This is a genomic window from Blautia sp. JLR.GB0024 (assembly GCF_037000545.1).
GTDB lineage: Bacteria > Bacillota > Clostridia > Lachnospirales > Lachnospiraceae > Blautia > Blautia celeris.
This window is the reverse complement of sequence record NZ_JBANBF010000001.1, coordinates 648754-663009: the sequence shown is the minus strand read 5'-3', so window position 1 is coordinate 663009 and position 14256 is coordinate 648754. Positions and strand designations below refer to the sequence as shown.

Annotated in this window: 12 protein-coding genes and 1 other annotated feature; of the genes, 2 read left to right on the top strand and 10 right to left on the bottom strand. The window is 49.3% G+C overall.

Annotation, left to right across the window (positions count from 1 at the left end; all coding sequences use genetic code 11):
* Positions 1-20: 20 nt before the first annotated feature.
* From V8Q34_RS02990 to V8Q34_RS02945, 10 genes are all read right to left on the bottom strand, one after another.
* Positions 21-497, bottom strand: coding sequence for a chemotaxis protein CheD (locus V8Q34_RS02990; protein WP_054351218.1), 477 nt, complete (start codon positions 495-497; stop codon positions 21-23).
* A gap of 1 nt (position 498) precedes the next feature.
* Positions 499-1113 (bottom strand): chemotaxis protein CheC, encoded by a 615-nt coding sequence (locus V8Q34_RS02985; RefSeq protein ID WP_033140336.1) that lies wholly within the window; start codon positions 1111-1113, stop codon positions 499-501.
* 18 nt (positions 1114-1131) lie between these two features.
* Entirely contained in the window at positions 1132-2808 is a 1677-nt protein-coding gene (locus V8Q34_RS02980; RefSeq protein WP_054351240.1) for a methyl-accepting chemotaxis protein, read from the bottom strand.
* A gap of 14 nt (positions 2809-2822) precedes the next feature.
* Positions 2823-3194 carry a response regulator gene (locus tag V8Q34_RS02975; protein ID WP_033140337.1) on the bottom strand — a complete coding sequence of 124 codons (372 nt, stop codon included), beginning with the start codon at positions 3192-3194 and terminating at the stop codon, positions 2823-2825.
* A gap of 4 nt (positions 3195-3198) precedes the next feature.
* Positions 3199-4023 (bottom strand): CheR family methyltransferase, encoded by an 825-nt coding sequence (locus tag V8Q34_RS02970; RefSeq protein WP_033140338.1) that lies wholly within the window; start codon positions 4021-4023, stop codon positions 3199-3201.
* Complete coding sequence (locus V8Q34_RS02965; protein WP_033140339.1) at positions 4016-4336, bottom strand: hypothetical protein; 321 nt, start codon at positions 4334-4336, stop codon at positions 4016-4018. Before V8Q34_RS02965 ends, V8Q34_RS02970 begins: the two co-directional genes overlap by 8 nt.
* Positions 4324-4719: a chemotaxis protein CheW gene (locus V8Q34_RS02960; protein ID WP_227210173.1), complete on the bottom strand. Its 396-nt coding sequence runs from the start codon at positions 4717-4719 to the stop codon at positions 4324-4326. Before V8Q34_RS02960 ends, V8Q34_RS02965 begins: the two co-directional genes overlap by 13 nt.
* Before the next feature lie 233 nt (positions 4720-4952).
* Positions 4953-7367, bottom strand: a complete 2415-nt coding sequence (gene leuS, locus V8Q34_RS02955; protein ID WP_148391476.1) for a leucine--tRNA ligase — start codon at positions 7365-7367, stop codon at positions 4953-4955.
* Between the two features lie 92 nt (positions 7368-7459).
* Positions 7460-7690, bottom strand: a binding site (T-box leader).
* Positions 7691-7780: 90 nt separating this feature from the next.
* Positions 7781-9373 (bottom strand): hypothetical protein, encoded by a 1593-nt coding sequence (locus V8Q34_RS02950; protein ID WP_033140342.1) that lies wholly within the window; start codon positions 9371-9373, stop codon positions 7781-7783.
* Positions 9374-9499: 126 nt separating this feature from the next.
* A complete protein-coding gene (locus V8Q34_RS02945) occupies positions 9500-11590 on the bottom strand; it encodes an elongation factor G (RefSeq protein WP_033140343.1) in 2091 nt (696 codons plus the stop codon).
* Between the two features lie 268 nt (positions 11591-11858).
* Between V8Q34_RS02945 and V8Q34_RS02940 the strand changes: the two genes are divergently transcribed.
* Positions 11859-12956, top strand: coding sequence for a prephenate dehydrogenase (locus V8Q34_RS02940; protein WP_335834772.1), 1098 nt, complete (start codon positions 11859-11861; stop codon positions 12954-12956).
* Positions 12957-12965: 9 nt separating this feature from the next.
* Complete coding sequence (aroA, locus tag V8Q34_RS02935) at positions 12966-14237, top strand: 3-phosphoshikimate 1-carboxyvinyltransferase (protein WP_335834771.1); 1272 nt, start codon at positions 12966-12968, stop codon at positions 14235-14237.
* The last annotated feature ends 19 nt before the right edge of the window (positions 14238-14256 follow it).

Genomic DNA, 14256 nt, shown 5'->3' with positions numbered 1-14256 from the left:
CTCCCATAGCTTTTATCATATCATAATATTACTGTTTTTCTTCTAACCGTTTTCACCTGGACAATGCCGTCATCTGCACAAAACTCCAAGGTTCTTCCGTAATTGGCACCTGTGTCTTCCGCCAGGATACGGATACCTGCCGCGTGCAGCGCCTGCCTGACAGCGGCGGCGTTCTTCTCCCCGATATCCCAGGCGGAGCGGCCGGTACTGAACATTTTAGCCCCGCCGGCGATCTTCGCTGTCAGCCTCCGCTTATCGGCACCGTGTCTCTGCATTTCCATAACCAGTGCAGATATCCCGCTTCCGGCAAACTTATAGGGATTACTTTTTACGGTAGCGCTGTTCTCGTCCGGCAGCACGATATGGGCCATTCCGGCTATTTTTATTCTGCTGTCGTACAGGCAGATGCCCACACAGGACCCCAGTGCATAGGTGACCAGCGTCTGCCCTCTGAAGGCGATTCTGCCCTCGGCAATACCTACTGTAATTTTATCCATTTCATAACTCCTCAAGTTTCCGAAGCAGAACATGCAGAGATTCCATTTCCGGAAGGAACAGAATACGCCCCGAAAAAGTATCGGTATCCATACAGAACAAATTGTCTATCATTAAAAGTTCATCGCTTGTTCTTAAAAAACGTGACGTGGCGGCTGTGAGTATGGCGCCGCCCATATCTATGCTTATCTGGGGAACCGATACATCTATCTCTACATTCATGAGCTGTGACAGGGCTCTGATATAAGAGCCGCACATGATATTCCCCAGTTCCAGGAGCAGGGACTCCTCCATCTCCGTCAGGTTCATAAAGTCAGATACCGTGTCTCCCAGCACAAGGCGTATCACCTGACCGGTAAAGGTCTCATCCAGAAGGAAGAGAAACATACCGTTCACTTCCCCGAAGACCTCCACCATGATCCCGGCAAGCGGTACTTCCGCTTCCGTAATAATTTCCGTTATCTGTTGGAAAGGCAGTATACGCAGATTGGGCGTATCAATCTCCAACGGACAGTTCAGAAGCTGTGAAAGGGCACTGACCGCGTTTCCGGTTCCGATGTTCCCCAGCTCCTTTATAAAATCCTCAGACAGTTCCTCCAATTCCACTTCACAATCCATTCTGTTCCCCTTTATCCATCATATCTCAAATTGTTCCACCAGTTCCTTCAGCATCTGAGCCTGGGCAGACAGCTCCTCACTGGCAGCCGCACTCTCCTCAGAGGAGGCGGAATTGCCCTGCACAATATCAGAGATCAGATCCATACTTCTGCGCACCTGCATGATCGCCTCCGCCTGCTGTACGGATAGCTCAGAGATTTCATCCATCATCCGGTTCACTTCCTGTGCCTTCTCAACCGATGTCTTCAAAGACTCCGCTGTTGAGTGGACCGTATTCATTCCCACATTGACCGCCTCTGTATTCTTCTCCACCAGACCGGCTGTAAGCTTGGATGCCTCCGCTGTCTTGGATGCCAGACGGCGCACCTCCCCGGCAACCACGGAAAATCCTCTTCCGGCCTCTCCTGCTCTTGCGGCCTCCACAGACGCATTCAGAGCCAGGATATTGGTCTGGAAGGCAATATCCTCAATCTCCTTAACAATTCCGGTGATCTCCCGGGAATTGTTCTTGATCTCTTTTATGGCATCCAGCAGACTTCGCATCTGCTGGTCATTGCTCTCCAGACTGCATCCCACATTATCTGCCAGTCTGCTTGATTTGACCGCCTTGTCCGCGTTGCCGTTGATGCTCTCTGTGATCTCATTGATGCTGACAGCCAGTTCTTCAATGGAGCTGGCCTGCTGGGATGTTCCCTGCGCCAGGGCCTGGGCAGCATTGGATACCTGCTCCGCGCCTCCGGCCACCTGTTCCGCACTGCCGCTGATCTGCTGTATGGCATTGCGCAGAAGACCTCCGATCTCATCCAGAGCGTCCCCCAGAGCTACAAAGTCACCTTTGAACTTTATCTTGGTCCGGTAGTTCAGTTTTCCGTTGCCAAGGGCAGTCATACCTGTCTTAATTTCCGATACATAGATATTGAGGGCCTTCGTGGTCTCCCTGATATTTTCTGCCAGCTGTCCCAGCTCGTTATCGGAGGTATAGGACAAATCTGCCTTGAGCTTCCCGTCTGCCACAGCCTGCGCTGCCTTTTTTATCTCATTGACCGGTCCTAAAATGCTTCTCGTTATGGTAAGCCACAGAACGCAGGTGATCAGAATACAGATAAGTGCCAGTCCCAGGATCATAAACCTGACATTGGTGTTGGAGGTAAGGGAAGTGTTCAGTGTATCTTCCGCATCGTTCACACACTCACCTGTCAATTTGTTGAGCGTATCGTTCACCTTGTCCATCTTCGGCATATACTCACTTACATACAGAGCAAGCGCCTGCTCAGACTTTCCTTGTTCCAGTAGAGTTATGATCTGGTCTCTCGGAATGCCCAGCTCCCTGAACTGTTCGCCCAGTGTTCTGACCTGGGCTGTATCACTGCCGTATCCTGTCTGGAGAAACTCCAGGTCCTTTGCTTCCTCCTGGATCGCCGCTTTCGTCTCAGCCATAAGGGCATCTTCATCCACAATATCTTCCGTTGCTGCCATGATGGTCAGATTCTTTCCTACCAGATGAAGGTTGGATGCCATATTCATGGACGCCTCCACTTTGGCAAAAGGCTGGTTATACAAATCATCCATCTTCTCTGACATACTCTGTATGGTGTGCACAGACACCAAAACTGTCAGGATATATAATACAAGGATAGAGGCAAAGGCAGCGATCAGCTTTGTTCCTATCTTCAGATTCGAGAAATACTTTTTCATTGCGCCCTGTCCTTTCATTTCTCTATTGGAAAACAGCTGTCCACGATCCTTAAAAATTCATCCTTCCTGAACGGCTTCACAATAAAGTCTCTTGCCCCCATCACCACAGCCTTCTGGATCACAGCTTCCTGGCCCATGGCAGAACACATGACAACAGATGCATCGGCATCCTGTGTCAGTATCTCTTCCAGAACCTCCAGACCGGATTTTCCGGGCATGGTGATATCCAAAAGTACAAGGTCCGGGTTGTATTCGCCGAACAGTGCAAGTGCTTCCTCGCCGTCCCTGGCTTCCTCCACGTTGGTATATCCCCCTTCGGCCAAAATTTTCCGGATGGATTTCCTCATAAACATTGCGTCATCCACGATCAAGATTTTCTTTTCCATAAACTCACCTTTGCTTCTCTTTATATTTTTTATATACAGCAGGAAATACCGGCTCCAGCTGGATTTCTCCGCGATTTAAAAGTTCCGCGTGCCCGATCACCAGATATCCCTCCGGTTTCAGACCGGCCTCCAGTTTTTTCACCAGTGTCTCTTTGGCTTTCTTGTCAAAATATATCATGACATTCCTGCAGAAGATCAGATCAAACTGTTCTGTCCCGATACCGGGGGAGAGCAGATTCTGGTTTTGAAAACGGATGTTCTGTTTCAGCCGTTCATCCACACAGTAAGATTTTGTGCCTTCTGCCCGGAAATATTTATTCTTCCACTCAGCCGGCAGTGCCTCTGCTTCCTTTGCCGTATAAATTCCCTTCCGTGCCTTATCCAGCACCTGGTTGGAAATATCCGTTGCCAGGATTCTGTAATTCATCAGGTTCCCTGTCCGTTCCCTGTAATCCTGCAGGATCATGGCAATGGTATAGCACTCTTCTCCTGTGGAGCATCCTGCGCACCAGACGTTTAAAAACCCTCTGCTGTGGTTTTTGGAAAGCTCCGGCAGGATATGGTCACGCAGAATGTTAAAATGGGCCTGCTCTCTCATAAAATATGTATAGTTGGTAGTCAGACGGCTTACCATATTGGAGGCAATCGTCCCGGATGTATCTTTTTTCAAAAGCTCCATATATCTGCCGAAGGTTTCCACACCCTGCTTCTCCAGTTCTTTTGACATACGGCATTCGATCAATGTCTTTTTCTTTTCCAGATTAATACCGTAATTCTGACGCATATATTCCACTATTTCCGCAAATTCTTCTTCTTTCAGCCTAATCACTTTTTCTCTCCCATATTCCGGGTATCACTTCTGTCAATTCTTCCCGGTCAATCTCCCCTTCTCCTGCCACCTGCTCCGCAGCGATCCCCACAGCCATATCACTCTGTGTCTTCATAAGGATTCCGCATTTTGCATCTCTTTCACTTCCCAGACGGTAGTATACGGCAAGGCGGCCTTTATAGACAGAAACACCCAGTATTTCCTCGGCAGCGCCTGGGATCTTCCATATTTTCGGATTCATAAACAGGGTTTCTGTCTTTTCTTTCTCTATATACAGAACCCTGTCCCTGGTTTTCACCTCTATAATTTCCATTGTCTCTCCTTCAGGATCTCCGGCTTCAGCACATAGGCCAGCACCTCACCCTCCTGCTCTTCCGGAAGCAGAACGGCTGCCTCCAGATACCGGTTGGTCTCATTTAATGCAGGTTCTCTCAGAGAGATGAATGCTCTTCTGTCCAGGGTCCGCATTCCCAGCACTCTGTCCGCCAGAAATCCTGCCTTCTCCTCATCTGCAAGGATCAGGTATTCCTGCTGCGTTCCCCCACGGCCGGGACTGGTGAGCCCGCCAAAGTCGATCAGGACGGTTCTTCCCTTTTTTTTCGTTCTCTCACTGATTCTGTCCACCCAGGACAGGGGTATGAGATAATGCACTTCATCTGCCTGAAATTCCAGATATTCCAGCTGCTGGTCTCCCATTACGATTCCGCCTTTCCAAATGAATTTCTACTACTTCTATAATACTTTATTGTCGCAAAAAACACAATATAAATATAAAAACAGCGCAGGCTCAGATTTTTTCTTACCGCCCGCGCTATTATCTGTCAAATCTTCACAGTCACGTTTCGGTGTAAGCCCCTTTTCATGGACACTGAAACATAAAAGGGGGACGGACCGAAATCACTTCCGGCCGTCCCAAATTACAAAACGTCTTATTTCTGTACAATGTTGATTATTTTTTTCGGAACATAAATCTCTTTTACAATAGTTCCCGTCAGCTTATCGGCAACAGCCTCTTTTCCGGCAGCGATGGCCTCCTCCTTAGATGCCTCCGCGCTGATGCTGATAACAGCTCTTGTCTTGCCGTTGATCTGTACCGGCACTTCGATCTCGTCGTCCTTCATAGCCTCCTCATCTGCCTTAGGCCACTCTGCGTGGAATACAGAATCTTCATGTCCGTATGCCTCCCAGATTTCCTCTGTCAGATGGGGTGCGAAAGGAGCCAGAAGCTTTACAAAGGTCTCAATGGTCTCTCTGTCAATGCCGCCTGTCTTCTTGGCAAGCTCAATGAGTTTATTGTTGTATTCCATAAAACCGGAGATTACTGTGTTCAGGCTGAAGCTCTCCAGACGCTGTGTGATCTCAAAGACAAGTTTGTGGCGCAGCTTCACCATATCTTTTGTCTCGGATACGCCTGCTTCCAGACTGTCCATAGCCAGCTTCCAGAAACGGTTCAGGAAACGGTACACGCCGTCGATTCCTCTGTCATCCCACTCCGCATCCAGTTCCGGCGGACCTACGAACAGCTCGTAGAGGCGCAGGGAATCACAGCCATAGTCTCTTACCAGGTCATCCGGGGAAACCACATTGCCTTTTGATTTACTCATCTTAATGCCGTTCTTACCCGTGATCATACCCTGATTGAACAGTTTCTGGAACGGTTCGTCAAAGTCAATAGCTCCGATATCATACAGGAACTTGGTATAGAAACGGGAATACAGAAGGTGGAGAACCGCATGCTCCACTCCGCCGATATACATATCTACCGGCAGGTATTTGTCTGCTTTTTCTTTTGAAACCAGTGCCTCGTCATTTTTGTTGTCCACATAGCGCAGGAAATACCAAGAGGAACCTGCCCACTGTGGCATGGTGTTGGTCTCGCGTTTTGCGGCAGCTCCGCAGACAGGACAGGTGGTGTTCACCCATTCATCAATGGCTGCAAGCGGTGACTCGCCGGTGCCTGTAGGCTCATAGGATTCCACCTCAGGCAGGGTCAGCGGAAGCTGGTCTTCCGGTACCGGAACATTTCCGCAGTGCGGGCAGTGAATGATCGGAATCGGCTCACCCCAATAGCGCTGGCGGGAGAATACCCAGTCACGCAGCTTATAGTTTACGGTTTTCTTGCCAATGCCCATTTTTTCTATCATGACAGGCGCTTCTTTTTTAAGGACAGAAGACTCCATGCCGTTCCACTCGCCGGAATTGATCATGGTGCCGCTGGCCTCTGTGTAGGCCTCTGTCATATTTTCAATCTCTTTTCCGTCCTTGGCGATAACCTGGATGATCGGAATATTGAATTTTGTGGCAAACTCAAAGTCACGGTCATCATGGGCGGGTACACACATGATGGCACCTGTTCCGTAATCAGCCAGTACGTAGTCAGACAGCCAGATGGGAACCTTTGCGCCGTTTAACGGATTGACTGCATAAGTTCCTGTGAACACACCTGTCTTCTCCTTGTCCTGGAGACGGTCCACGTTGGATTTCATGGAAGCATCGTAGATATATTTCTCCACAGCCTCTTTTGTCTCCGGTGTTGCCAGGGAAGCAGCCAGCTTGTGCTCCGGTGCCAGAACCATGAAGGTTGCACCGTGAAGGGTATCCGGTCTTGTGGTGTAGACAGTGATCTTTTCGTCTCTTCCGTCCACCGGGAAATCCACCTCGGCTCCGTAGGATTTTCCGATCCAGTCAGACTGCATCTTTTTCACCTTTTCCGGCCAGTCCAGTTTATCCAGGTCGCTTAACAGACGGTCCGCATATTTTGTGATGCGGAGCATCCACTGGCGCAGGTTCTTCTTGGTCACAGTGGAACCACAGCGCTCGCAGCAGCCGTTCACAACTTCCTCATTGGCAAGGCCTGTCTTACAGGACGGACACCAGTTGATGGGGAACTCCTTCTCGTATGCCAGACCCTCTTTGAACATTTTCACAAAGATCCACTGCGTCCATTTGTAGAAGCCCGGATCTGTGGTGTTGACTTCTCTGTCCCAGTCATAGATGGCTGCAATATCGTTGATCTGTTTTTTAATGTTTGCCACATTCTGTGCTGTAGATTTTGCCGGGTGAACTCCCATCTTGATGGCATAGTTCTCAGCCGGAAGGCCGAAAGCGTCCCATCCCATGGGATGAATCAGATAATAGCCCTGCATCATCTTATAGCGGCTCCACACATCAGAGATTACATATCCTCTCCAATGTCCTACGTGAAGACCGTTTCCAGACGGATACGGGAACATGTCCAGACAGTAGTATTTTGGCTTCTGGCCGTCATCTACGTTCACTGGTTTTTCTTCCCAGTTTTTTCTCCATTTCTGTTCAATCGCCTTATGATTATAAGGTACTGCCATAATTTCATTCCTCCTGGTTTTCATTTTCATGCCCGCCCGGGCATCTTAAAGCTTTATGCCAAAGCATAGAAAAAGCCCTTTAGTCACTATACTTTAGAGACGAAAGGGCTTATTTTTCCGTGGTACCACTCTAATTCATCCGCAATGCCGGATGCACTCATTTTGATTCTGTAACGGGAACTCCCGCCCGCACTTACCTGCATGACGACTTTCAGCACGGGAACTCCGAGGCCAGTTCAAAAGCTTCTCTATACTGCCTCACACCAGCCGGCAGCTCTCTGGGATAAAGGACACTCTCTACTACTCCTCATCAAAGTCTCTCTCATATTGGCTATTTGTCATAGACTATCTGTTATTCTACCGATATCGCCAGATTTTGTCAAGACTCTATGCTGTTTCTTCCCAAAAAAATCCTATTCTTCCAGTGAGAGCACCGTACAGGCCGGCTCCCCTTCCGTGTATTCAATGGTAAGGGTATCTCCCACGTCATATTTTATAATTTCAGGATATTCTGTAACCGGAAAATCAAACACCAGATCCTTGTTCTCCAGCACCACATAGAAGTGGGAATTTCCATCCATGACGGCCTGGGCCACCCGCTTGATCTTACCGGATACGGTCTGGGAAGTGAGCGTCTCGGTGCCGGAGGAAATCCCGTTGGCAGCCAGCAGCTTCACATAGGCTTTCTCACATTCTGCCACAGTATCTCCTATGGCTACATTCTGGTATTTCTGGATATTGACCATTGCGTACTTCTTAACAAGACCTCCGCCGTCTTTCAGAGCCATAAAATATGTGGGCTCCCCGGAAATATTCAGAAGCAGCGGGAAGGCTGCCGTATATTTTAAGTTCTGTACCTGACCTTCCGCGGACTCCATAGCGGAATACTCCTCCGCGCCGGCACAGGAATAGTACCTGGTCTCCATGGTACGCTGGTTCATCAGCACAAATCCCACATTGGAGCGGTCGCCGCTGACAGAGGTAATGCCTGTGTATACCCACACGTCGTCCTCCAGCGCCAGATAATTATAGCCGTCTGTTGTTTTGAGACAGCCTTTCTGTCCCAGAACGCTGTTGAAAAATCCGTTTTTCAGCATTCCGTGATAGTTATAGAGCTGGATCAGAAGATCTGCCGGATAGGCACGGTCCACCCACTGGGGACAGTCTTTTATGTTATATTCTGTTGTCTCTCCGGTGATGGCATTACAGAGGACCACCTTGCCGATGGTCTGTCCGCCGAAAAGGCCAATGTTGAATTTCTTTACCGGACAGATCCAATAAGGAACTCCCTCATCGTTGATCTCAAAGCTGAGCTGGTCAAACATATATGTGGGATAATTGAACCGCAGATGCCTGTAAATATTTCTGTTGAAATATTCGGACTCGGAATATTTGATACCCTCATCCAGTTTCACAAGCTCTGTATTCTGGGTTGCCATATCGATCCGGATATAGGCCGGAATGCCCTCTTTCTGGTTCGTCAGCCATTTGATGGGGCTGGCGTAGACAAGAGGGGTCACCCGGTAAGGCTGTCCCTGGTAATTGATCTGTGAGTAGATATCACTGACCTCAAACTGAGAGACCATATCCACCATGCTTCCCATCTTTCTGTTTCCCAGAAGTCCTGCGGAATCTTTATCGAGAAGAGGAATCTGGTTGTAGCTGATTTCCTCAATATCTTCTGTAAAATCTCTTTCTTCGGGGATAACAATCTTCTGATACTTGTTGGCATTGATAATGGGGGATGACAGCAGGCTTCCGATGGCGTACACAACAATGATCGCTCCGATCACCAGCAGTCCGCCCTTCATCACCTTGTTCTTTTTTACGTCCCCCACACTGTGGAAGCGTTTCCTGATTCCGTATACTGCCAGTATCACCACTACAATGGCGACCAGGAAGAACCAGAATCCACTCTCGTGAATGTTGATGGCCGGCAGAGTAAAATAGTAATAGAGGAATGCCAGAACTACCACAGCAAGACCCGCCGCAATTTTTTTCTTCATACTTTTATCAAATCCTTTCTTTAGCTTAGGGAACAGTTTACCATGAGAAAAGGCGGGTTACAAGTTTTTTTCATGAAAAAGCCCCGGAAAACCGAATCTTTCAGTTTCCGGGGCAAAAATATCTGATTATTCGTTCTCTTCCGCACTTGCGCGGGCTGCAATCTCTTTCTCCTGGATATCAGAAGGAGCCTGCTCATAGCGTGAGAATTCAAAAGCGAAGTTACCGCTTCCGCCTGTCATGGAACGCAGGTCTGTGGAGTATCCATAGATGGACAGCATAGGCACATCTGCCTCCACCACGGTGCATCCCTTATGGTCCGGATCAGGATTCATGCCCAGCACACGGCCGCGGCGTTTGTTCAGATCTCCCATAACATCACCGGTGTATTTATCCGGAACGGTTACCTTCATGGATACGATCGGCTCCAGCAGAACCGGTGAGGCTTCCATGAAGCCCTTCTTAAATGCCTGGACAGCGGCTGTCTTGAACGCCATCTCAGAGGAGTCTACCGGATGATAGGAACCATCATAGAGCACAGCCTTCACACCCACTACCGGATAGGCAGCCAGAGGTCCTTTTATCACAGAGTCCTGTACACCCTTCTCCACTGCCGGGAAGTAGTTCTTGGGAACTGCGCCGCCCACTACGATCTGCTCAAATACATAAGGCTTCTCCAGATCTCCGGAAGGCTCGAATGTCATCTTAACGTGACCGTACTGACCATGTCCGCCGGACTGTTTCTTATATTTTGCTTCCACATCGGCTTTTTTGCGGATTGTCTCGCGGAACGGAACTCTCGGTTTGGAAAGTTCAATGTCCACTTTATAACGCTCTTTCAGTTTGCTCACCACAATGTCAAGGTGCTGCTCACCGATCCCGTAGATCAGTGTCTGGCGGTTGGCGGAATCATTCTCCACACGCAGAGTCAGATCTTCCTGCATCATCTTGGAGAGGGCCTGGGAAACCTTGTCATCATCGCCCTTGTTCACCGTATTATAGCGTTTGTATGTATACGGAACGGAAATCTCGGTCTTGCCGAATACGATGGGTGTGCTCTTTGTGGAAAGGGTATCTCCTGTGGCTACGGTGTTCAGTTTGGCAATGGCACCGATATCGCCTGCGTGGAGTTCCGGCACCTCAATGGGTTTGGAGCCTTCCAGCACGTACAGTTTATTTAATTTCTCTTCGGAATCCTTGGTCGCATTGTATAAGGTGTCATCGCCTTTGATAACACCGGAGCAGACCTTGACCAGGGAATATTTACCCAGGAACGGATCCACAATGGTCTTGAACACGTATGCGGATTTTGCTTTTGCAAAGTCATAGTTCGCCTGGTAAATCTCATTTGTCTTGGCATTCATGCCTGCGCATGTCTTCTGATCCGGACTTGGGAAATAGCCGCAGATATCATCCAGCAGGTTGGCAACGCCCTGCACGTTCACCGTGGAGCCCATACATACCGGGATGATGCTGCCGTCTGAAATATTCATCTTCAGGGCTGCGGAAACCTCTGCCACGGAGAATTCTTCCCCTGCAAAGTAGCGGTCCATGAATTCCTCACTGATCTCCGCTACGGATTCCATCAATGTGTCATGATACTGCTCCAGATAATCCTGCAGATACTCAGGAACCGGACATTCTTTTTTCTGGCCTCTGTCGATGTATCTTCTTCCGGCCTGTTTCACGATGTTTACATAGCCTACGAATTCTTCATTCTCACGGATCGGCATATGGATCGGCGCGATTTTCTTTCCGTACAGTTCTGTCAGGCTTTCCACTACTTTTCTGTAGCTTACATTGTCCACATCCATCTCTGTTACAAAGAACATGCGGGGAAGATTATATTTTTCACACATCTCCCAGGCTTTCTGTGTCCCTACCTGTACGCCTGCTTTACCTGAAACCACAATGATCGCTGCATCGGCTGCTGCAACTGCTTCCTCCACTTCCCCTACAAAGTCGAAATAGCCCGGGGTGTCCAGTACATTGATCTTTACTTTCCCCCATTGAATCGGAACCACAGATGTCGAAATTGAGAATTTTCTTTTAATCTCCTCTTTATCATAATCACTTACCGTGTTACCATCTGTTACCTTTCCCAAGCGGTTCGTAATACCTGACAAGTAAGCCATTGCCTCCACCAGACTTGTCTTTCCGGCACCGCCATGACCGAGCAGGACCACATTTCTTATTCTGTCGCTTCTGAAAACGTCCATATGTAATACCTCCCAATTTTTGATATGTATATATTTTACTAAAAAGATAGCAACAATTCAAGTATTTTATTCAAATTAGACAAGAAATTTTTCTCTTTTATTGGTCAAAATTACAGTGCAACGCTTTAAAGCGCAAAATCGTTGACAATTGGCGCTCCTTGTCATAAAATAATACTGTTTGGCGGACATAAAAACCCGCTGTTTATTAACGACAGAAGCTTCGCTGCAGGTTTTCTGTTGTCACAATAAGAAGAAGGAGCATATTTCAATGGAAACAACTACGATTGGCTTTATTGGTCTCGGTTTGATCGGCGGTTCCATAGCCAAAGCCATCCGGAAATTTCATCCGGAATACCAGATTCTGGCCTACAACCGGACCAGGGACACTTTGGAGGACGCCGTCTTTGACGGTATTGTGGATATTGCCTGTGATGAGCATGATTCCAAATTCGCCCTCTGTGATATCATTTTCCTATGCGCCACCGTGGACTATAATATAGAATGTCTCCCCTGGCTGAAGCAGATCATAAGGCCGGGCTGCATTCTGACTGATGTGGGAAGTGTGAAAGGTGAGATACATAAGGAGATCACCGCGCTCTCCATGGCCCCCAATTTTATCGGCGGACACCCCATGGCGGGAAGCGAGAAGACCGGCTATGAGCACTCCACAGACCATCTGATTGAAAATGCTTACTATATCCTTACTCCTTCCGAGGAGGTAGGGCTTGATAAGATAGGGGTCTACACAGAGCTTGTGACTTCCATCGGCGCCCTGCCTATGATACTGACCTGGGAGGAGCATGACTACATTACCGCCGCGGTCAGCCATCTCCCTCATGTGGTGGCAGCTGCCCTTGTGAATCTGGTGAATAAACTGGATTCCCCATCCGAACATATGAAGTCCATTGCCGCGGGGGGATTTAAGGACATTACCAGGATTGCTTCCTCCTCCCCCCATATGTGGCAGCAGATCTGCATGGAAAACCCGGATAACATTTCCCAGGTCCTGGATGAGTTCATCCGCCTGATCGTACAGGCAAAATATCTGGTGGACCAGCGGGACGGGGAAGGCCTGTATCAGATGTTTCAGGATTCCAGGGAGTACAGGGATTCCATAAGCGACACCTCCAGCGGTCCGATCAAGAAAGAGTATGCCCTCTACTGTGATATCATTGATGAGACAGGTGCCATTGCCACCATCGCTACCATCCTGTCTATGAATAATATCAGTATTAAAAATATCGGCATTATCCATAACCGTGAATTCGACGAGGGTGTATTAAAGATCGACTTCTATGATCAGGACGCCCAGAAAGAAGCTGCAGATCAGCTTGGAAAACGGAACTACATCATATATGAACGTTAGGAGCCATCCATGAAATTCAGAAAGACAGAAGCCTTAAAAGGCGAAGTTACCATACCCGGAGATAAATCCATCTCCCACCGCGCAGTTATGCTGGGAGCCATCTCCCGGGGAACCACAAGGATCACCAATTTTTTAAGAGGGGCAGACTGCCTCTCCACCATTGCCTGCTTCCGGAAAATGGGCATCTCCATTGAAGAATTCCCGGAAGAGATCCTGGTGCACGGAAACGGTCTCCACGGCCTCCATGCGCCGACAGATATTCTGGACGTGGGCAACAGCGGAACCACGGCAAGACTCATCTCCGGCATACTGGCCGGACAGTCCTTTGAGAGCACACTGACCGGAGACGCCTCCATCTGCAGGCGCCCCATGAAACGGATCATCACTCCCCTCTCCATGATGGGCGCGGATGTTAAAAGTCTTCGGGAAAACGGCTGTGCTCCCCTTGCGATCCGTGGCAGCCGGCTGCAGGGCATCCATTACGAATCCCCTGTGGCCTCCGCTCAGGTAAAATCCTGTGTTCTTCTGGCAGGGCTGTATGCGGATAAGGAGACAAGCGTCACGGAACCCTATGTCTCCAGAGACCATTCCGAACGTATGCTGGCAAGCTACGGCGCGGACATAAAAACAGAGAACTGCACCGTGACCATACAGCCGGAGCCGAAGCTTACAGGACAGGACGTCGCCGTGCCGGGAGACATCTCCTCCGCCGCTTATTTCATCGCTGCCGCCCTTTTGGTGCCGGGTTCCGAGCTGCTGATCAAAAATGTGGGCATCAATCCTACAAGAGACGGCATCCTCGACGTATGCCGCCGTATGGGCGCTGACATTGCCATCCTGAATAAGAGGGAACACGGCAGGGAGCCGGTGGCAGATCTGCTGGTCAGATACAGCGCGTTAAAAGGTACTGTCATTGAGGGGGCTGAGATTCCCACACTTATCGATGAACTTCCCGTCCTTGCCGTGCTGGCCGCCTTCGCGGAAGGCCGCACCGTCATCCGGGACGCGCAGGAACTGAAAGTCAAGGAATCCAACCGTCTGGATATTCTGGTACACCATCTAAGCGCAATGGGCGCTGACGTCACAGGAACAGAGGACGGAATGATCATCCGGGGAGGGCGGCCGCTTCACGGAGCTGTGCTTGAAAGCCATCTGGACCACCGGATCGCCATGTCCTTTGCCGTGGCCGGCATAGCGGCAAAGGGCGAGACAGAGATCCTGCAGGCAGACTGTGTGGATATCTCCTACCCGGGATTTTACAGAGATCTTCTGGAAAGATAAACACACGCAGGAAAGGAGC